Genomic DNA, 19,596 nt, shown 5'->3' with positions numbered 1-19,596 from the left:
CCAATAGCAACCGATAAAAATAAAACGAACCGCACAGAGGTCGCCATGCAGTTTTCGGAAATTCTTGCTCAAATTACGCCCGCAGCAGATCAACAACTCTTGTTGCCTGACGGGTGGGGACAGGGCCGCGCGCTATTTGGCGGTATTACCGCCGCCATTGCCTGGCAACACGCTCATTACGGCGCTGATCCTGAGCAACAGCTGCGCGCCTTTACCGTATCTTTTGTCGCACCCATCCAACCTGGTGAAGCCAGGCTGCAGCGGCGCATTTTGCGGCAAGGTAAAAATGTCACCCAAATTGCCGTAGAGATAATTCAGGATAGCGAGGTTGTGCTTATCGCCCTTGCCAGTTACGGCCGCAGCCGCGCGTCATCGATATCGGTGCCAGCTACGGTAACAGCTGACATGCCAGCTCGGGAACAGGGTATAAGCTTTCCGCCACTGGATATTCTGCCGGAGTTTACCCATCATTATGATTACCGGATTTGTACCGGGAACCTGCCGTTTAGCGGCGATACATCACGTGAATTCGGGGGCTGGATGCGCTACCGCCATGAAGATAAGCCGATTGATATCGGTTTGCTGTTGGGCCTGGTGGATGCCTGGCCGCCGGCGTTGCTGCCGCACTTATCAAGTCCGGCTCCGGCCAGCTCATTAACCTGGACCATCGAATTCCCCGATCAGCTTCCTGCTGACAGACGCTGCAATAGCTGGTGGCAATACCTTGCGACTATCGATCATGCAGAAAACGGCTATGGCCATACCCACGCACATATCTGGGACGATGCCGGCCGGCTGGTTGCTATTAGCCGGCAGACGGTGACAGTGTTCGGCTAAATCTGTCAAATTGACAGATTTTTGCTGTCATTTGACAGCAAACAACAGGGAGATCGCCGAATTCAACATAATTTATTAATTTATACTTGCCAAAAGGTTAAAAATTAATGATATCTGTTCATCTCTGGAATGGTTTCAGAGCATGAAATTCACTATGGATAAGTGGATATGACAGACTTTATTGTTGCTGTATCGAGTGATTTAGTGCGGGTTGGGATGTACGCCACACTCAAAGCGAATAACTATCGCGTTGTCTCCAGTGCGACTAATTTTAATCAGTTGCGCGATGCGGTAAAGGAATCTCCTTGTGCCACCGTTATATTGTGTAGTCATCTGGCGGGCGACGGGACCATCGAAACCTGGCGGCGTTTGCATAAAAGGTACTGCGATTTACAGGTACTCTTATTTGCCAAATGTTTTCAGGATATTCTTGATTTTCAGTGCAATCTGAAACAAGTCGATGGGTATTTGCTGGAGAATTCGTCAGAACAAGAATTTCTTGCTGCCACGGCATCGCTTAACCGCGGCCATATGTTTGTCGCGACAGCTGTTGCTGAGTACCTCGCACGCAATCCCCGCCAGACCGAGCAAGTGCGCTTGCTGAAGTCACTCAGTGACCGTGAAGTGCAGGTCACGCAAATGCTGGGGCGGGGAATCCGGGTTGCAGAAATTGCTAAACACCTTAATATCAGCAGCAAAACTGTGAATACGTTCCGCTATCGCATTTTTGCCAAACTAGGCGTAAATGGCGATGTCGAACTGACACATATCGCGATACAAACAGGGTTAGTTGAACTTGACCTGCCAGGAGTTTATGAACGAAAAGCCGTTTGATTCAAAATCGTTCTTAAAACACCTGACTCATCAGCCAGGCGTTTACCGCATGTATGATGAGTCAGGTGAAGTTATTTATGTGGGCAAGGCTAAAGACCTGTGTAAACGGGTAGCTAGCTATTTTCGCGCGAATGTTGATACCCCCAAGACCCAGACCCTGGTCCGGCAGATTGCCACTATGGATGTCACGGTGACCAATACCGAAGCTGAAGCGCTCATCCTGGAAAATAATTTCATAAAAAAATACCGGCCGCGTTATAACGTACTGCTGCGCGACGATAAATCTTATCCCTACATTCTGGTCAGTCAGCATGAACACCCGCGACTGGCATTCCACCGCGGTACGCGGCGCGAAAAAGGCGACTATTTCGGACCTTTCCCCAATGGGGTCGCAGTTCGTGAAAGCCTGCGGCTGATGCAGAAGCTGTTTCCGGTTCGTCAGTGCGATGATACCTATTACCGGGCTCGTAGCCGTCCCTGCCTGCAATATCAGCTGAAACGCTGTTTGGCGCCCTGTGTGAAGGGCTATTGCACCGATGATGAGTATCAGGAGCAGGTAGAACTGGCAAAGTCGTTCTTACAGGGCAAAAACCAGCAGGTAATTGATAAGTTGGTACTGCGCATGGAACAAGCCAGTGGCGATCTTGATTTTGAGCGGGCGGCCCGGTTCCGTGACCAGATCAGTGCGTTGCGAAAAATCCAGGAGCGCAACGCGGTTACCGGCAATCAACAAGAAATGGACGTCATTGGCTTTGCCCGCCGCGGTGGTATTGCCGCAGTGCATCTGCTATTCATCCGCGAAGGCACAGTGCAGGGCAGTCGTAGCTACTTTCCCAAGCTGCCGGCGAACACCGATGACAGTGAAGTATTGCTGGCCTTCATGCTGCAGTTTTATCTGAATGACCGGATTGGCCGGCGCCTGCCACGCGAGATCATCCTGCCGACGGAAACCGCTACGCAGCTGCTGGATCCCGAACGCGAGCTGCAACTACTTGAACAGGCGCTGGCACAGCGCGTTCGTGTGACCCACCGGGTGCGTGGTGAACGGCGACAGTACCAGACGCTAGCACAGAAGAACGCGCTCAATGCGCTGGACAGCCGGGTTAATCAGGCGTCAACGATGTCGATGCGGGTGCAGGAGTTGGAAAAAGCTCTGGATCTTGGCTTTCCGGTGCAACGCATGGAATGTTTTGATATCAGTCATACCATGGGTCAGGAAACCGTCGCATCATGCGTGGTATTTGATCAGCAGGGGCCGAAAAAAAGCGATTACCGCCGCTTTAATATTAAAGGAATTACCCCTGGCGATGATTACGCCGCTATGGCACAGGCCCTCAAACGCCGCTATGACCCGTTACGCGACAGTACCGATGCGGATGCGCCGATGCCGGATATTTTATTTATTGATGGCGGCAAGGGCCAGCTGACCCAGGCGGAGAACTATTTTGCCGACTGGTCGGCGAGGGTGCCTCTGTTAATCGGTGTGGCAAAAGGCGAATCGCGCAAACCCGGGCTGGAAACACTGATCATGGCGGGCAGTCATGCGACCCTGCCGCTACCGGCCGATTCACCGGCGTTGCATCTGGTGCAGCATATTCGTGATGAGTCACATCGCTTTGCAATTACCGGGCACCGTCAGCGCCGGGCTAAGGTGCAGCGTAGCTCGCGGCTGGAGGATATTCCGGGAATCGGTGCCAAGCGCCGGCAAAAAATTCTGCAGAACCTTGGCGGGCTGCAACAGGTTAAGCAGGCTAGTATTGACCAGTTAGCGGCCGTGCCGGGGATCAGTCATGATCTTGCCGAAACAATTTATCACGCATTTCGCGACGAATAAGCGGTTAGCAGTAGATAACATTGGGCAAAACAAGCTAGTATTGGCCTAATGTGTGATGTGTTTCGGAATGAACAGAGGAACTACCGGCTATTATGTGGACTATCCCCAATCTCCTGACGTACTTTCGAATTCTTTTAATTCCCGTATTCCTGGTTATTTATTACTTGCCGGGGCAGGAGGCGCATTTCTGGGCGGCAGTTGTATTTGCCATAGCAGGCCTGACCGATGGCCTGGATGGTTACATCGCCAGGAAGTTTGATCAATACAGTAAGTTTGGTGCGTTTTTAGACCCAGTGGCCGATAAAGTCATGGTGGCGGCCTCGCTGGTAGTGGTCGTCGAAGACTATACCGCCTGGTGGATCAGTATCCCGGCACTGACAATTATCAGCCGCGAGCTGGTGGTATCCGCCTTGCGTGAATGGATGGCGCAGATTGGCCGGCATGAACAGGTCAAAGTATCGAATCTGGGTAAGTGGAAAACCATCGCACAGATGGTCGCCATTACCGGCCTGATCTGGGAAGCCAACGCCTTTGTTACCATTACCGCAACCATTCTGCTGTACGTTGCTTTCGTGCTTACGCTCTGGTCTATGTGGGAATATTTACGGGCTTCGTGGGCCGACTTAAGCAAAGTGGAGTAAAAATAGGCAATCGGTCGGGTTAAGCCAAGAAAATCGTTGACCTTGCTGAAATAGGCAGTAAAATGCCTCGGCACTGGATGCGGGAATAGCTCAGTGGTAGAGCACAACCTTGCCAAGGTTGGGGTCGCGAGTTCGAATCTCGTTTCCCGCTCCAAACTCGAAGGCGGGTTGGCAGAATGGCTATGCAGCGGATTGCAAATCCGTGGATCTCGGTTCGACTCCGGGACCCGCCTCCAACGAGTTTCCTCAAAATATCTGTAATGCCCGGGTGGTGAAATAGGTAGACACAAGGGATTTAAAATCCCTCGCTGGCAACAGCGTGCCGGTTCAAGTCCGGCTCCGGGCACCACTTCTAGCAAGGCTTTCAGCAATTCAGTAGTTTTCGCGTTACCCCCTATTAGAAGATACTTAGAAGATAATCTTAGAAGATTAACCGCCTTTTTTGCGGTCATTAAAGCCATCCACTGCCGGCACAATATCGGTTTTCCGATCGTAACGCGCAGTCTGTGATGCACTCTTATGCCCACTTACGCGCTGCTTCTCATGCAGCTCACCATCCAGATCTGAAATACCCTTGGCTTTGATGTCGTGAAAGGTGAAATCGAGCGGCAGGCCGGTCTTCAGTCGAGCCTCGCTGCGAGCCTTCGACCACATCGTATTAAAGCCATTGCGCGTGTACCTGCTACCATCGGTCTTATGAATGACGAATTGGCTGGCCATCCCGCTCTTGATCGGCAATCGTTTCGACATGGCCATGGCTGCATGCAGGCGAGGGGACCAGGACTTTACCTGCTCTTTGCCGGTCTTACCCTATGTGATGAACAGCCCTTCTTCGAGAATATGCGATTTACGCAGTGTGAGAACGTCAGACTGGCGCGCACAGCATAGGTAGGCGAGTTCCTGGTGGACCATATCAAGCGTCAGAAAGAACAGTCAGCTTCAGCGGGTGGTTGGGTTGGTGGTGGTATTCGGGTCGAGATCGCTAACCAATACACCTTCGAGGGTGGTGCCGGTGGCAACCGTGCCGAAGTGGAGCAGGCCGTGGAAGCTGCGAACGAGCGCTTCAGGGCCGAGCTCATCGATGATTTCTCATCCGGCGGACGAATCTACCAGACGTTGAAGTCGAAGGGATAAACTTGTAGCACCTTCGTCTCCAAGCCATTCTGAGATTTGTGATTCAGCTTGCTCCAACCTTTCAGCTGTGCTTTTTAAGCCCGGCCTGAGGGTGGTGGTAGCGGCTAAAGTATAGATGTCGACTAATGGAGATAGATGCTCCCTTAACCACTCCAAGTAGCCGGTCAAATAGATGAGAGGAATATTTAAATTAACATGAAGTCTGTGCGTTACCTTGTAAACGGAAATTACTCGCTTTGACAGTGATTCAAAGTACTTATAGATTTCCTCGTTGCTTATATGATGTTCATAATTAGCGACAGACTTAGCAACCTTATACGCAAACATGTCCGCAGCTTCTTCATTCGAAAGAATGTAATCACCATGATGTTGGTAATCTCGCAATGAATTTATCGTGGGTAACGGTTCAATTGTCGTTCTAATTCTCAGGTGGAAAGCCGTTAAAAATAGACTTGGATTGCCGCTTCCTTGGAACTCAAAAAGCATTTTTTTAGGGTCTGGAGCGGGTAAAGATTTGCTTGTATACCAAAGGACTATATCTTTACCAAATGCTTCTTCTATTTTTGACTGCAAGTCAGGAAGATGATTTTTAGCTATTGCAAATTCCACCTCCTGCTGAGTAAGAGCTAGCTGCTCTCGCTGTGACGTAAAGGTTTTGAAAAGCAATATAGCCGAAACGATACCGAATAAAGCACCTGCCGTGCCTCCTATATACGCTCCGAAATTCCCAAACCCCTCTGGCGAGGGCTCACCGAACAGCGGGTTTTCGTATGCAATATACGCGTATACACTAATAATGACTGTCGCAATCAATATGAAAATGAGCGCCAAAAACCAGGTGCTTTTTAGAAATGAGTTACTTTTTTCCATTAGTTCATCCTATGAAATATTAAATTACTCCCGTGTAAAGCTGTTAGCTGAAGCCTGAGCCTGTTCAGCACTGTAAGACGAAACGCAGGTAAAGCCAACCCATCACGCTCGCCGGCTGAGTAGGCGCCGGAAAAAACACGGGTAGTTTGCTGCCCTAACGAAACACACAATCCCTGCTAACACGATGTTGAGGGATGCGCCTGATAGTCCAGTTTCCTGATCTGCCGGTATCCCGCTCCGGCTTTTAAATTGTCACCGCGACCGAGCTTCTTTTCTCGCCTTACAACAAGATGGAAGAAGTCTGGGAAGAGCCTGGTGATAAATGGCGTTGCTCCCTTACGTTCAACTTCCTGACCCGCGATGAGTTCCGCATTCTCGATGCGCACCTGGCATCTTTGCGTGGCCACGTCGGTATCACCATGATCCCGGATACGGCGCACCAGAACGCTGCGTTGCAGTCCACAGGCCTGGTCTGTGATGAAGAAGGGCAGTACGGCACCTCATTGAAAGTTGCTGGCGCCACACCAGGTGAACTGGTAGCTAATGCTGGCGACCGATTTCAGGTCGGCAATCAGCTATTCAAAGTCACCGAGGATACCACTGCCGACTGCACCGGCCGGACAGTCTTTAAGGTCATGCCAGAGATCCGTAATCCGGTAACACTGAACCAGCCCATCATTACCCATAATACCCGAGGGGCCTTTCGCATTGAGAATCCATCAAGCCTACCTAACCGGTCTGGCAATAAGAAGATCGTGCGCGGTATTCAGATCGACTTCATTGAGGCAATGAATATATGAGGTTTGACGACCCAAGCATCACAGAGCTAATCGAGAACACGCCGGAGAAGCGCCTGGCGCTGTTCGGTGAGTTCAAGTTCCCGAACGGTAATGATTTTTTTGCTAGTAACCCGAACAAACGCCAGATAGGTTCACTGGCGGATCGGGCCAGCTTCTTAACGAAGCAATCAAGCAAATCGAATACGAAACAACCGCCGTTTCTGACGCCCGTTTACAGGAGTTAAGCACGTTATGATCATTCAACCCGATGTAATTGGGCTGATCCTTGAACAGCCTGCGACCGAAACAACCGATGCAACCTATATCAACGGTTGGCATATTAACTTCCCTGCAGAGGTGCCTGAGCTTGCTACTTTAAGCTTAACCCGCACAACGTCACATCGGGGTTATGGCGATGGCGGCGCAGTTCCTGTCTGTTATCAGTTCGCTGACCAGGCGACTTGGGAAGCGCGGGAAGCGACGCTCTGGCCTGAACCGGCTGAAGTGTAGCCATCATCGAAAGCGTAAAAGCTCGGCTCCGGCCGGTTTTTTTGAATGAAAAGACGCCAGAGGATTTTTAAATTCGAATATTACTAAATAGAGGTAAGCAAAATAATTTCTTTGCTTGGTTTAATTTTCAAATCCAACTAATAGGAATATTTTTATGACGATAGAAGAACTGAATGAAGCACAGGGCGACTTGGAAACATTTTTCAAAATGCTCACAAAAGTAATTGCCACTTACAGGGGCGAACGGCAATACATTAGGATCGATAATGCGAACCCAGATCAACTCGAAATTACCGCCTTCGGAATGCGCTTACTGCTGGAGCCTTACCTTTTAATTGATAAGGAAAAAGGCGATATACGACAAGCGATATTTCTTAAGGCGCAGTCTGGAGTCGATGGTGACCGGTTGGTTCGGATCGCTACGCTTTACCCAAAAGAAAAGCGCAAGCTGATAGTCCCAGCCATCAAGCAGTCCAATAATCCGATTACTGTAGATATGTGGGGGGCTACTTTCAAAGGACGATGGCCCACAATCAGCGGTGAGGTTATCTCAGCGATCGTGGGGCTAGCTCTAACGAAGCGTGAAGAGCTCCATTAATAGAGCAAGGTAAGCTACGGCTTTTTAGGATTGCTAAATTGCTGGCGCGATAGCAGTATTTACCTGCGGTTACTGTCATAGCCGCAACTATCCGATGTGAACTAAAAGTCCCGGCTTCGGTCGGGCTTTTTTATTAAGGCGAGTAGGCGGTACCGAACGACTTTTTAAATTTGCTAAACAGACAGAAGTGGAGCACTATTTTTTTACATAATAACCACAATATAGCAACCGCAGGGAGCATAGTTATGGGTTTGTTAAATGAATTAAAGAAAAAGCAGGATCAGATAGATAGAGAATTTGAACACTTTAAAGAGATTCTGACGCATTTTCCTGCCGAAGAATATGGTATTGAAATTCCAAATATCAAGGAAAAAAACAAAACCGAAATAAGAGGGTTTGGAGTTCTATTAGTATTGCACGGCCAGCTTTTGCAATCTGAAAATGAACTTCATAGAACTCTTACGATTACGATGCGGGAAGAACCTAGTTCCGATATTATCGAACTAGAAAGATTCGTTGTCGATAGAAATTCTCACATTGTAATTCCCGAAGCCGAAGGTTATGAAGGAAACATCAATATTCGACTTGCAGAATATAAGGATAAAAGTGATCTAGGATTATATAGCGAGATTATTTTGACTTACTTTATGAAACTAGCATTCAGTAAACTTGATGAATTACGCAAAGCCCCGAAACAGAATCCATAGTGAAGAAGTAAAGCCCCGGATTCGGCCGGGCTATTTTTACAGCAGCGCATGCTCAAAAATCAGACTAAAATTGTTAGAAGATTAAGTCGGCCGGGATCAGCAAATCAACAGCTTACAAAACCTAAAAGGGTGGAAGTCTTCTAAAAAAGAAGCGTAAGCTGCTGATAAACCTAGATGCCCGACATGATTTAAAATCCCTCGCTGGCAACAGCGTGCCGGTTCAAGTCCGGCTCCGGGCACCACTTCCAATTCTAATCTAAAGCTTTTATCAATCCCATTCCGGCGCGAAATCCGGATCAATTATCCGTTCATTTCGATCCAGGCCGTCAATGTCGGCCATGTCCTGATCCGTTAGCTCGATCTTTTGCGCCTTAAAGTTACTTCGCAAATGGTCGGTTTTCGTCGTTGAAGGAATACTGACAAAGCCCTTTTGCAGCTCCCAGGCGATCGTAACTTGCGCGGCAGTCACGTTGTGCTGGGACGCAATGGCACGCAGCGTATCGTTTTCAACTACTTTGCCTTTGGCAACAGGCAGATAAGCGGTGACCCTGATACCCTTGTTTTTACAGGCTTCGGTCACTTTACGGTTCTGCATAAAGGGGTGGACTTCAATCTGATTGGTCATAATGTTGTCGGCCCCGACATGCTTAATGGCGCGCTCCATTAAACCGATGGTGAAGTTGGATACGCCAAAGTGCTTAATCAAACCCTGCTGACGGGCTTCAGCCAATGCATCCAGAGTCTCTTCCATTGGCACTTCGTTGTTGGGGGAAGGCCAGTGAATGAGCGCCATGTCGATACAGTCGCGTTGCAGTTTATCAGCGCTTTGCTTAAGGCTATCCAGTACTTGCTGGTGTTTAAAACTGTCAAACCAGACCTTAGTGGTGACAAATACATCGTCGCTCCTGGTTTGCGCGAGACCTCTGCCAACGTCGGCTTCATTTTCGTAAGCCTGAGCGGTATCGATATGTTTGTAGCCCATCTCAACCGCTTCTGTAACCAGTTCAGTCAGTGTCGGACCTTTGAGACGAAAGGTTCCCATTCCAAAATCAGGTATCACAATGCCTCCTGTTTATGAGTTTCAGTTCAGGGTAAGCATAGTAAAAAATCGCTGACTTTACTTCCCAGGCGTTAAAGTAACAAAACCATTACCAGGCGATCCTGACCAGGTCCAAGATAATCCCGTACGCTCTCAGCCTCTTTAAAGCCTAAACGGTTATACAGCGCAATCGCTGATTCGTTATCTGGTGATACGCTCAGTTCTATTCTCTGGTAATTCAGAGAGCGCGCAAGCACAAGCGATTCACGTAACAGTTTTGCACCAAGCCCTTTGCCCTGATACTGCTTACCGACCAGCACCGACATAAGTGACAGGGCGGAGTCAGAAACCGGTACCAACAGGCTATAGCCTGCGACTAGTTCTTTGCTTTTCACGATAAGGAAGGTTTCAGGCCATTGTCTCAGCGCCTGATAAAAAAAGAGGGCAGGATAAGCATCTTTTGGATAAACGAGCTTTTCCAGAACCGTTATGTCGGCGATATTCTCATAACGCGCTGGTGCAACTTTAAATTCCTGAGAATCGATTATGCTCATAGTCTTATTCGGTACTTACGGCTGATTGATAGTATGAATGTACGCTAATTTATCAAGATAAGCGGTAATAGCTACCGTTGCGTCACATCGTAACCAGATGCTTCATCCATTCCAGCAGCACAGTTGACAGCCGCTCAGGCCTGGTCAGCATTGCATACTGGTGGGCGCCGAATACGCGGGGCAGGTAGTTTGCCGCCTGGCGATCAATAGTCAGGCAAAAAGGGGAGATTCCCTGTAACCGGGCTTCGGTGACGGCCTGGCGCATATCTTCGACGCCGTAACGGCCTTCATACTCGTCTTTGTCGCTTGGCTTACCATCGGAAAGTACCAGTAATAACCGGTGCACCGCGGGTTGTTTCATTAAACCTGCAGTCGCATGGCGGATGGCAGCGCCAGCCCGGGTGTAATGCTGGGGTTCCAGCGAGCTGATCCGCAGCGCGATGTCGTTACTGAAGCTTTCTTCAAAGCCTTTGATTTGCTGCACGGTGACCGCGTGCGGCCCTTCACCGGAAAAAGCCTGTACTGAATAGGGCTCACCCAGCCCCTCTAACGCTATACAGACCAGCAGCAGCGCCTCGCGCTCGACATCTATGATGCGGCGATTTTCTGAAATCCAGCTGTCGGTTGAGCCGCTGATATCGATCAGCAGTGTAATCGCCAGGTTGCGGTCGGCGGTGCGCTGAATCTGATAGAGCGCATCAGACATTGACTTACCCGCGCGAAAATCAGCGTAACTTTCAATGTAGGCATCAAGGTCGATTTCGTCGCCATCCTGCTGCCGCCGGTGGCGGACACGTCGTGCCTGTAACATTTCAAATCGCTTGCGGATGGTATTCAGCATGGATTCATGTTCACGGCGCGTGTCATCAACCCATTGCTGTGATCCCTGCTGCGATGACAGCAGGCGCACCGTGGCACCGGATTCAATATACGAGCTGGTGCGATAATCCCACTCGGGGTAGACAATGCCTTTGCCTTCAGCAATAGCGGCTTTCAGTTGTTGTCGCGCTTTTGCGTCGGGCGGATCATCGGATATCAGAACTTCCTTTGGTTGACCTGGCGTTGAAATTAATCGGGCTTCGGACAACTCAGAGACCATCTCGCCAAACTCTTCGGCACTGGTTTCATCATCACGGTCAGTAGGGCGCTGCAAACCAAAAGGATCCTCAGCATGCTGGTGGGGTTCATCGCCCTGAACCATCCAGATGCCATCTTCTTTTTCACCATCATCTTCATCTTCAACGGGATCGCGTTCTTCCGGCCGGCGGTTTAGCCGGGCTCCGCGTGGCACTTCTGTAGGCTGTGAGTGGTCATCCGCATAGACTGAGGATTGCGGTACCGCGATCTCATCCACAGGCATGCGAAAATCACCCGTCCACCAGTCACGAACCAGCGGCCGGGGGCCCAATTTTTTCTCATGCGTGGCCGATGCCAGCAGCGCACCACTGCTAATGATCTGGCGCGCATAGGCCAGAGACTCTTCAGGTGTTGGGGTCACCGCAATCTCTGAGCTCGCAGCATGGTAATCCAGGCTCAGAAGTGTCCGGGCAAATTCCTCCAGAGGTTGCCGTACACGCGGAAACTGTGCCAGCGGCGGTCGGCTATCGAGGCAATGCTGGCGGAATCGGTTGAGCTGTTCTTTCATGCCCGGCAGTAAATCGATAAGTTCATGATCAGCAGACCAGGCTTCAAGCAGCAGGTACACATCGGCGAGCAGGGGCGACATCGCGGTTTGTTGATAAGTGGTCGCGCTGCCACGCCGGGCGCGGATAACCTGCTGCAAAGCCATAACCCGATAGAAACTTGTGACTAGTGCGTGATCACTACTCTCTGCTGCAGGCGGCAACCATATGGAGGTGCCGTTGGTGGCGGGCACCTTGACCTGTTGTCGCGGTTTTTTGTGGTTGCGAAACAGGATAGCGAGCAAGGTTGCCCGGGCAGGGTACTGCGCTGGCCGGATGGGGTAGCTTAAACCCACAGCTGCGTGAATGAATAAATCCAGGCGCGCCGCAATATCGGTCAGATGAAGCCTGGGCGGGCCGTCGGGCTGGCGCCTGTGGCGGTGCCAGTACCGCCGGATATAGACGGTCGCATGGCGGATAACGTCGCTGACAACTTCTTCGGGTTCAGCCATCGCAGGCTTCCGGTATTATCATAAAAAGGTCGCGTCAACGAGATCACGCATCGCGCTCACCAGGGATTCATCATCAGACAGTGGCGAAATGAGCCCTGCATAACAGGCTTCTTTTACGGGGATGCCGTTTTTTGCCAGTAGTGCCGTGGCGATGAGCAGGCGGGTACTGGGCACTTCCGCCAGCCCGCGATCGCGAAGCGACCGGATACGGTGCGCTAGCGTTACCAGCGCGTGAGCAGTGGCGTGGTCCGTGCCGCTCTCCTGTCGGATGATTTCCATTTCCTGTTCGGCGCCGGGAAAATCCAGGTCCATCGCGACAAAGCGCTGCCGGGTACTGGGTTTTAAATCTTTCAGCATGCGTTGGTAACCGGGGTTATACGAAACGACCAACTGAAAGCCCGGGGCCGCCTGAACGATCTCTCCGGTTTTATCGATGGGCAGGATACGCCGGTGATCCGTAAGCGCATGCAGGATAACGACGGTATCCTGCCGCGCTTCGACTACTTCATCGAGGTAACAGATCGCGCCTTCGCGCGCCGCCCGGGTAAGGGGACCGTCCTGCCACTGAGTACCATCATGCCGGATCAGAAAACGACCAATCAAATCACTGGCAGCCAGATCATCATGGCAGGCAATGGTAATAAGTGGCCGCTTCAGCCGCCAGGCCATATGTTCGACAAAGCGAGTTTTACCACAGCCGGTCGGGCCCTTTAGCATCACCGCGAGACGCTGTTCGTGACAGCGCTCAAAGATATCGATCTCGTTGCCGGCAGGCAGGTAATAGGGCTCTGCCTGCGCCGCGGTCTCCGTCATCGTTTCCTCGTCACAGTGGGTTCAGTCTCGATGGCTTCTTCACTGGCTTCAAAACGCGGCCGGTAGCGGAAGAAATCATAGATGAATAAAGCGACCCCAAGCGCGAACAAGGAACCGGTAGCAATCAACATCAGGAAGTGCACCTGAATTTTCAGCTGCGCATCCAGATAGCCCATGCCCATAATACGCTCAAGGTAAACCTGACCGAGGCCGGCAGTAGCAAAGGACAAGGTCATGCCGAACATCCCGGAAACCTGTAGCCAGAATGCCCAGTAACCCAAAGTACTACCTTCTTCGGAGCGGCCATGGGTGAGTTTTGGTAAGGCATAAACAATCATCGCCAGCACAATCATGGCATAAGCGCCGTAAAAAGCGGCATGACCATGCATGGCAGTGATCAAGGTGCCGTGCGTCCATTTGTTCACCGCCGGGAAGGTATGGGCGAGCCCAAGCAAGCCAGCACCGAATAACGCGAATATAGCGCTGCCTACAGTCCAGTGTAGGGCGAGACTATTCGGATGGGCCAACCCGGAGCGCCGCATTGCCGAATAAGCATAGATTGCCATACCTGCCAGGGCCGCTGGTTCCAGTGCACTAAAGAAGCCGCCGATCGGTAGCCAGTATTGCGGGACACCAACCCAGTAATAATGGTGGGCAGTACCCAGAATACCGGCGATAAACACCAGTCCGACAATCACGTACAGCCATTTCTCCATAACTTCCCGATCAGCACCAGAAAGCCGGATCAGCAGGTAGGCGAGAAACGCGCCCATGATCATCATCCAGACGCCTTCAACCCATAAATGAATGGTCCACCAGCGGTAGAAGATCGACACCGTATAGTTTTCATAATAGAGCAGGGCCGGGAAAAAGAGCACCGCAGAACTCACCAAGCCTATCAGCAGCACTCCTTCGGTGGTGGTAAAGCGTCCCGATTTTTTAATTGTCATGCCAATGTTGTACAAAAAGATCAGCATACAGATGACGATCACAATCTTATGGGGCAACGGCTGCTCAAGCAGCTTGTTACCGGTGCCGTAACGGAATAAATAGCCGATAATGGCGCTGACACCCATTAAGGTCCATAGGATCAGCTGAATGTAAGCGAGTTTTACGCTATGCAATTCAGTCCGGGACTCATCGGGTATCATCCAGTAGGTGGCACCCATAAAACCGGTCAGCACCCAAACGATGAGTAAGTTCGTGTGTATGACTTTGGTGACGTCAAAAGGCAGGATGTAAAGCAGTGGATCCGGACCCAGGTATTTAGCTGCTGATAACAGGCCAAATACCAGTTGCAGGCCGAACAGCACCATCGCCACAGCAAAGTACCAGTATGCAACTGACTGCGATTTATACCGCATTGTTATTCTCCCTAATTTTTACCGGTCATTTAAGTGTTGCCAGGTAGGCAACGAGCTGATCGATTTGTTCTTGTGTCAGACTTTCGTCATACCCCTGAGGCATGAAGGAAGTGCCACCAGCCGAATACATGCTGCCCGGCACCAGATAGGCGCTGGGCGCTACGATGGATTCACGGATATAGCCTTCAACATCTTCCGCTTCACCCTGATAATCTGCTGAGGTAATAATGGCCTGAGCTCTGGTGGCGAGTCCTGCCAGCGTTGGACCGGCCATATCAGCCCCTGGGTGCGTTGAGTGACAGGCCGTGCAGGCTGGTGAAATAGTGCGATAGAGGTACTCACCTTTGGCGCGCGGATCATCCGCTTCGGTAACTGGCGTCGTGTCGTCGGCTACACCAGGGATATCTTCAATATCCCTGGTAGTGTCAGCCACAAATGCTGAGGATACTGCGGCGCCTGTAACCATAATAGGGCGTGGTGGCCAGCCCTGATTGTCGACGTTCGCTACCCAGTCAAGAAATTTAATCAAGTCAGAAATTTCCTGTTCACTGAGATCCTGGGTGGGCATTAACCGGCGGTGTTTCTGTTCGTCATAAAACTGTGAGGGGTCACGCATATAGGCTTTGAGATAGGCTTCGCCCCGGTGTTGCGTAATCTTGGTGAGATCCGGCGCGTAATAAGCGCCTTCACCGAACAGGGTATGACAGTTGATACAATTGTATTTATGCCAGACATCCTTACCACGGGTTACTTCAGGCGTTATATTTTCAGCATTTGTCAGTTCGCCGAACTGCCGGTGGCTATCAAGGGTTAATACCAGGAATATCAGTGCCGCGATTAAGGTTGATGCAACAGCAAAAATTCGAGCTTGCCGGTTAGTCATGATGTAGCCCTCGAACTTAAACGTTAATTCCTGTCCAGTGAAGGACAGAAATGGAGCCCGCATAAATAACAGCGATGGCCATGAGGAGCAGTACGATAAAGCTCAGAATCCTGAGTGGCGTGTACAGTTTTTTCTGGTGCATAAGACCTCCTATCTTGAGCAGTCAATGGCCTGTTGTTTATATAAGGCAATGAAGGTTACGGCTGTACAATTATCGAGCATTCCATAGTAATTGCATTGAGAGTAGTCAAACTTTATGTAAAAAACCAAATATAATCATTTATGTAATTTGTTAATGAGCAGCGACGGGCTTGTTGAAACCTGTTGAGGGCAGTAAAGTAAAGGGAACAGGGCAATTCACCGGCATGGAGAAGGTATGACTGATAACCCATGGATGAATGCAAATACTTTGCTACTGGTCGCACAGTGGTTGTTCGGAATATTTGTTTTATTACTATTCGCGGGAATCGTTGCGGTTGTGGTGATGTACATTGTTGACCGCACCCAGGTTAAACATACGGTACGGCGCAACTTCCCGGTTATCGGGCGATTTCGTTACATATTTGAAAGTTTAGGTGAATTTTTCCGTCAGTATTTCTTTGCTATGGACCGTGAAGAGATGCCCTTTAACCGGGCGCAACGCTCATGGGTATACCGCGCCGCTAAAAATGCCGATCGCACCTTGCCCTTTGGGTCGACGCGCGATATCGGCGCCAGTGGCACCATTATTTTTGCTAACGCGCCGTACCCACCGCAGGCAGAAGATCAGACATCTCCCGAACCGGTAACCATCGGGCCTGACTGCCGTGAACCTTATTCTCCGGTTTCTTATTTTCATATTGCAGGCATGAGCTATGGCGCTTTGTCAGCGGTAGCGGTGCGCGCGCTTTCCAAAGGCGCTAAGCAGGCTGGCTGCTGGTTCAATACCGGTGAGGGCGGTCTTAGCCCATACCATCTGGAAGGTGGCTGTGATCTGGTGTTTCAAATCGGTACTGCCAAATATGGCGTACGTACCCCTGACGGTAAGCTTGATGAAGGAAAGCTTGAGGAGCTTGGCAATAACGAACGTATAAAAATGTTCGAAATCAAGCTCAGCCAGGGTGCCAAGCCTGGTAAGGGCGGAATCCTGCCCGGCATTAAGGTCACTGAAGAAGTTGCAGCTATCCGGCTTATTCCGGCAGGACAGGACTCGATCAGCCCAAACCGGCATCCGGAGATAAGTAATAATTCTGAGCTCCTCGATTTTATCGACAAGGTACGAAAAATCACCGGCAAGCCGACGGGCATCAAATTTGTGATGGGTGATCCAAGCTGGATGGATGAGTTAGTGGACGAGATCCATACCAGAGGCATGGAATGCGCACCCGATTTTATTACGCTCGACAGTGCAGACGGTGGCACAGCAGCATCACCACAGCCACTACTGGATTATGTCGGGCTTAAATTATCGGAAAGTTTACCGGTACTGATCGACAAACTAATCGCCGCGGATTTGAAAGAACGGATAAAAGTTGTTGCCTCCGGTAAAATGATTACGCCGTCAGATGTTGCCTGGGCGCTGGCTGTTGGCGCGGACTTCATTGCTTCAGCACGGGGCTTCATGTTTTCCATCGGCTGTATTCAGGCGATGCAGTGTAATCGTAATACCTGTCCGACGGGCGTAACCACCCATGATAAGAAACTGGTGCGCGGTCTGGATCCACAAGAAAAAAGTGTCCGTGTCGCCAATTACCATAAATACATGGAATACGGCGTAAACATTATTGCGCATTCCTGCGGCGTTTCGGATCCACGGCAGCTCAACCGCCGCCACGCCAGGGTCGTCACCCATACCGGCGACAGTATTAGTCTGGCCGAACGCTATCCACCTGTAGTCGCACGCCGACAGTAGAGGGTTCATGAAGCAATACCTGCGGTTACTGGCTAAGTATCCGGCATTTTTAGCTTTTGGCTTTCTGGCGACCTTCGCTTCAAGTTTCGGACAAACCTTTTTTATCGGCTTGTTTAACGATGCGCTGCGCCAAAGCCATGATCTGAGTTACGGCGATTTTGGCGCGCTTTATGCCGCGGCGACCTTTATCGGCGGTGTGCTGTTGATGCGCATTGGCAAAAAGCTGGATGTGGTGCCGCTGTCGGGATTTACCTGCTTTACGTTTATCGGGTTAATCGTGTCAGCGTTGCTGGCAGCAATAGACTGGCATGTGACCCTGTTGTTTGTCGCGCTGGCTGGCCTGCGGCTGTTCGGGCAGGGCTTTATGGGTCATATCGCGATGACCAGTATGGGGCGCTATTTCAGCACTGATCGCGGCAAAGCCATCGCTATTGCTGGCATGGGCTTCCCCTTAGGTGAGATGATTCTGCCAATCATTGTCGTCATGCTGTTTGCCAGTATCGGCTGGCAATCCACCTGGCTGGTGTTTGCGGGCCTGCTGTTGCTGATGCTGCCATTAATGCTCAGATTGCAGCGTGTTAAACCCGATCAGGCCGAACATACCCATGGCATCCATAAAGATGAACTGGCCACGCTGATCCGTCAGCGCGATATCATTCGAGAGCATAAATTCTGGGTGGTTCTGCCCGCAATGTTGGGGCTGCCATTTCTGGTTACCGCACTGCTGTTAAATCAGTTGTGGATAGCACAGGAAAAAGGCTGGTCGATTGCTGCCGTTGCTGCCGGCATACTCATGTTTTCGGTTAGCCGGGTGAGTGTTTCATTGATCGCGGGCAGTCTGATCGATCGTATCGGCTCGACGCGACTAATCGGTGCCAATATTTTACCCGCCACTCTTGGAGCGGCATTGCTACTGGTTCTGCCTGAGGTATGGGCCTGGTGGTTGTTTCTTGGCCTCGCTGGCGTCAGCGCCGGGATCAATTCAGCGCTATCAGGTACGCTCTGGGCCGAACTCTATGGGGTTACGCGGCTGGCGACGGTGCGGGCGCTGGTGCATGCACTGATGGTTTTTGCTACCGCGCTGTCGCCGTTGTTAATGGGGCTGATGATAGACGCAGGCCTGGACAGCACCGCGGTTATCAGCTTTTTTGTGGTGCTGATGCTGCTCGCCTGGCTTAACGCTCAGCGGCTTGGTAAGCAGAACGGCTAGCGCAGGCTCGCCTGCAGCCGGCTTTCCAGCCATTTGCTAAAGGCCACCACAGCCACCGGCTGGCGCTGGCGGCTTTTAACCGATAACTGGACAGCTTCAGGTAAAGAGACCTGGTAGTCGGTAAACTGCTGGTAAGGCTGTAAGTCGGGGTGCTGCAGGAACAGACGGTCGAGCAGGGTGATCTGAGCCGTCCCCTGTACCAGATCGACGGCGATATTGCTGTTACTTACCGGCAATACGGGCACGCGCTTGCTTAGCCGCGCCTGTACTTTACTGAATTGCTGCCAGTACGCCGACTGCGGATCGATTAGCCAGTTACGCTCATCAAGCTGCGAAGACTCAGCTAAGGGGGCCACCGGAATATATACCGGTGTATATAAAGTGCTCTGACGAACGCTCTTGTCGCGTAAGCCGCCATAATGAATAGCGAGATCAAGGCTTTCATGTTGTAACGCATTGCTTAACAGGGATTTCTCGGTGCTGTCAGGAAATAATGCTACAGTACTGAAGTGCAGTCGGATGTGCGGGTAGAGCGCATAAAAGTCCGCTAAACGGGCCGACAGCCACCAGCGTAAGAAGCTCTCCGGCACCGCTAAACGCAGGGTGGTTAACTCACTGTCACCCACGTCGCGGGTCCGTTCAACAGTGCGCTCGAGCTCGCGAAAAATACGCTGTAGCTCAGGGGCAAGGGCCTGGCCTGCCGGAGTCAGCGCATGGACACGGTTATCGCGTTGAAATAACCGCGTTCCCAGCTGCTCTTCAAGCGCCTGCACCTGGCGGGTTACGGCAGATTGAGACACCCCCAGCTGTTGGGCGGCCTGTTTAAATGACGCTGCATGAGCGGCTACTGAAAATACCCGTAACGCATTGAGTGATGGTGATTTTGTCCGCATAATGATGACTCCGGGCGCCGAACCATAAAGTTAATCAGAATTAATTAAAACTAAAGCTAACAGAGTTATTA

General features: G+C 51.0%; 21 protein-coding genes and 3 tRNA genes. 15 read left to right on the top strand and 9 right to left on the bottom strand.

Translation table 11 applies throughout. The features are described from left to right. The first annotated feature begins 45 nt into the window (after positions 1 to 45). The 7 genes from IDSA_RS04130 to IDSA_RS04100 all read left to right on the top strand — a co-directional run bounded on the left by IDSA_RS04130 (position 46) and on the right by IDSA_RS04100 (position 4,495). The gene (locus IDSA_RS04130) at positions 46 to 837 is read left to right on the top strand and encodes a thioesterase family protein (RefSeq protein ID WP_034774418.1); all 792 of its coding nucleotides are present in this window, start codon (positions 46 to 48) and stop codon (positions 835 to 837) included. A gap of 168 nt (positions 838 to 1,005) precedes the next feature. Further along, positions 1,006 to 1,671: a LuxR C-terminal-related transcriptional regulator gene (locus tag IDSA_RS04125; RefSeq protein WP_034774415.1), complete on the top strand. Its 666-nt coding sequence runs from the start codon at positions 1,006 to 1,008 to the stop codon at positions 1,669 to 1,671. Next, the gene (uvrC, locus tag IDSA_RS04120; RefSeq protein ID WP_034774414.1) at positions 1,652 to 3,505 is read left to right on the top strand and encodes an excinuclease ABC subunit UvrC; all 1,854 of its coding nucleotides are present in this window, start codon (positions 1,652 to 1,654) and stop codon (positions 3,503 to 3,505) included. Before IDSA_RS04125 ends, uvrC begins: the two co-directional genes overlap by 20 nt. 92 nt (positions 3,506 to 3,597) lie before the next feature. Continuing rightward, complete coding sequence (pgsA, locus tag IDSA_RS04115; RefSeq protein ID WP_034774413.1) at positions 3,598 to 4,146, top strand: CDP-diacylglycerol--glycerol-3-phosphate 3-phosphatidyltransferase; 549 nt, start codon at positions 3,598 to 3,600, stop codon at positions 4,144 to 4,146. Between the two features lie 79 nt (positions 4,147 to 4,225). Further along, positions 4,226 to 4,300, top strand: a tRNA-Gly gene (locus tag IDSA_RS04110). 8 nt (positions 4,301 to 4,308) lie between these two features. Further along, positions 4,309 to 4,382: transfer RNA gene (locus tag IDSA_RS04105), tRNA-Cys, on the top strand. A 26-nt stretch (positions 4,383 to 4,408) separates the two neighbouring features. Further along, positions 4,409 to 4,495, top strand: a tRNA-Leu gene (locus IDSA_RS04100). A gap of 80 nt (positions 4,496 to 4,575) precedes the next feature. On the opposite strand, the gene IDSA_RS12115 is transcribed toward IDSA_RS04100, so the two are convergent. Then, complete coding sequence (locus IDSA_RS12115) at positions 4,576 to 4,866, bottom strand: site-specific integrase (RefSeq protein ID WP_157980775.1); 291 nt, start codon at positions 4,864 to 4,866, stop codon at positions 4,576 to 4,578. Between the two features lie 183 nt (positions 4,867 to 5,049). On the opposite strand from IDSA_RS12115, the gene IDSA_RS12095 reads away from it, so the two are divergent. Beyond that, a complete protein-coding gene (locus IDSA_RS12095) occupies positions 5,050 to 5,280 on the top strand; it encodes a hypothetical protein (RefSeq protein WP_126760527.1) in 231 nt (76 codons plus the stop codon). Here the strand turns inward: IDSA_RS12095 and IDSA_RS04090 are convergent. After that, on the bottom strand, positions 5,236 to 6,150 hold the full coding sequence (locus IDSA_RS04090) for a hypothetical protein (RefSeq protein ID WP_034774412.1): 915 nt from the start codon (positions 6,148 to 6,150) through the stop codon (positions 5,236 to 5,238). The genes IDSA_RS12095 and IDSA_RS04090 overlap by 45 nt on opposite strands. A 290-nt stretch (positions 6,151 to 6,440) precedes the next feature. Between IDSA_RS04090 and IDSA_RS04085 the strand changes: the two genes are divergently transcribed. The 5 genes from IDSA_RS04085 to IDSA_RS04065 all read left to right on the top strand — a co-directional run bounded on the left by IDSA_RS04085 (position 6,441) and on the right by IDSA_RS04065 (position 8,744). Next, the gene (locus IDSA_RS04085; RefSeq protein ID WP_034774411.1) at positions 6,441 to 6,950 is read left to right on the top strand and encodes a hypothetical protein; all 510 of its coding nucleotides are present in this window, start codon (positions 6,441 to 6,443) and stop codon (positions 6,948 to 6,950) included. Further along, positions 6,947 to 7,174, top strand: a complete 228-nt coding sequence (locus IDSA_RS04080; protein WP_034774410.1) for a hypothetical protein — start codon at positions 6,947 to 6,949, stop codon at positions 7,172 to 7,174. Before IDSA_RS04085 ends, IDSA_RS04080 begins: the two co-directional genes overlap by 4 nt. Before the next feature lie 7 nt (positions 7,175 to 7,181). Then, positions 7,182 to 7,439, top strand: coding sequence for a hypothetical protein (locus tag IDSA_RS04075; RefSeq protein WP_034774409.1), 258 nt, complete (start codon positions 7,182 to 7,184; stop codon positions 7,437 to 7,439). A 154-nt stretch (positions 7,440 to 7,593) separates the two neighbouring features. Then, positions 7,594 to 8,037, top strand: coding sequence for a hypothetical protein (locus IDSA_RS04070; RefSeq protein WP_034774408.1), 444 nt, complete (start codon positions 7,594 to 7,596; stop codon positions 8,035 to 8,037). Between the two features lie 245 nt (positions 8,038 to 8,282). Then, on the top strand, positions 8,283 to 8,744 hold the full coding sequence (locus IDSA_RS04065; protein ID WP_034774407.1) for a hypothetical protein: 462 nt from the start codon (positions 8,283 to 8,285) through the stop codon (positions 8,742 to 8,744). A gap of 268 nt (positions 8,745 to 9,012) precedes the next feature. Here IDSA_RS04065 and dkgB read toward each other — a convergent pair whose 3' ends face one another. The 6 genes from dkgB to IDSA_RS04035 all read right to left on the bottom strand — a co-directional run bounded on the left by dkgB (position 9,013) and on the right by IDSA_RS04035 (position 15,531). Next, entirely contained in the window at positions 9,013 to 9,804 is a 792-nt protein-coding gene (dkgB, locus tag IDSA_RS04060) for a 2,5-didehydrogluconate reductase DkgB (RefSeq protein ID WP_198024033.1), read from the bottom strand. A 71-nt stretch (positions 9,805 to 9,875) separates the two neighbouring features. Continuing rightward, the gene (locus tag IDSA_RS04055; protein WP_051986046.1) at positions 9,876 to 10,337 is read right to left on the bottom strand and encodes a GNAT family N-acetyltransferase; all 462 of its coding nucleotides are present in this window, start codon (positions 10,335 to 10,337) and stop codon (positions 9,876 to 9,878) included. A gap of 82 nt (positions 10,338 to 10,419) precedes the next feature. Continuing rightward, complete coding sequence (locus tag IDSA_RS04050) at positions 10,420 to 12,471, bottom strand: nitric oxide reductase activation protein NorD (protein WP_034774405.1); 2,052 nt, start codon at positions 12,469 to 12,471, stop codon at positions 10,420 to 10,422. 18 nt (positions 12,472 to 12,489) lie between these two features. Further along, positions 12,490 to 13,284, bottom strand: coding sequence for a CbbQ/NirQ/NorQ/GpvN family protein (locus tag IDSA_RS04045; protein ID WP_034774404.1), 795 nt, complete (start codon positions 13,282 to 13,284; stop codon positions 12,490 to 12,492). Then, entirely contained in the window at positions 13,281 to 14,648 is a 1,368-nt protein-coding gene (locus IDSA_RS04040) for a cbb3-type cytochrome c oxidase subunit I (RefSeq protein WP_034774403.1), read from the bottom strand. The genes IDSA_RS04045 and IDSA_RS04040 overlap by 4 nt, the downstream gene beginning before the upstream one ends. Positions 14,649 to 14,673: 25 nt before the next feature. Then, complete coding sequence (locus IDSA_RS04035) at positions 14,674 to 15,531, bottom strand: c-type cytochrome (protein WP_034774402.1); 858 nt, start codon at positions 15,529 to 15,531, stop codon at positions 14,674 to 14,676. Positions 15,532 to 15,907: 376 nt separating this feature from the next. Here IDSA_RS04035 and IDSA_RS04030 point away from each other — a divergent pair, with 376 nt between their 5' ends. Both IDSA_RS04030 and IDSA_RS04025 read left to right on the top strand, forming a co-directional pair. Then, the gene (locus tag IDSA_RS04030; protein ID WP_034774401.1) at positions 15,908 to 17,422 is read left to right on the top strand and encodes an FMN-binding glutamate synthase family protein; all 1,515 of its coding nucleotides are present in this window, start codon (positions 15,908 to 15,910) and stop codon (positions 17,420 to 17,422) included. A 7-nt stretch (positions 17,423 to 17,429) separates the two neighbouring features. Next, on the top strand, positions 17,430 to 18,632 hold the full coding sequence (locus tag IDSA_RS04025) for an MFS transporter (RefSeq protein WP_034774400.1): 1,203 nt from the start codon (positions 17,430 to 17,432) through the stop codon (positions 18,630 to 18,632). Here the strand turns inward: IDSA_RS04025 and IDSA_RS04020 are convergent. After that, positions 18,629 to 19,525, bottom strand: a complete 897-nt coding sequence (locus IDSA_RS04020) for a LysR family transcriptional regulator (protein WP_051986045.1) — start codon at positions 19,523 to 19,525, stop codon at positions 18,629 to 18,631. The genes IDSA_RS04025 and IDSA_RS04020 overlap by 4 nt on opposite strands. Between the last annotated feature and the right edge of the window lie 71 nt (positions 19,526 to 19,596).

The sequence above is a fragment of the Pseudidiomarina salinarum genome, assembly GCF_000753715.1.
Taxonomy (GTDB): Bacteria; Pseudomonadota; Gammaproteobacteria; order Enterobacterales; family Alteromonadaceae; genus Pseudidiomarina; species Pseudidiomarina salinarum.
The sequence above is the reverse complement of the archived record's forward strand: the minus strand, read 5'-3'. Positions and strand labels throughout refer to the sequence as shown.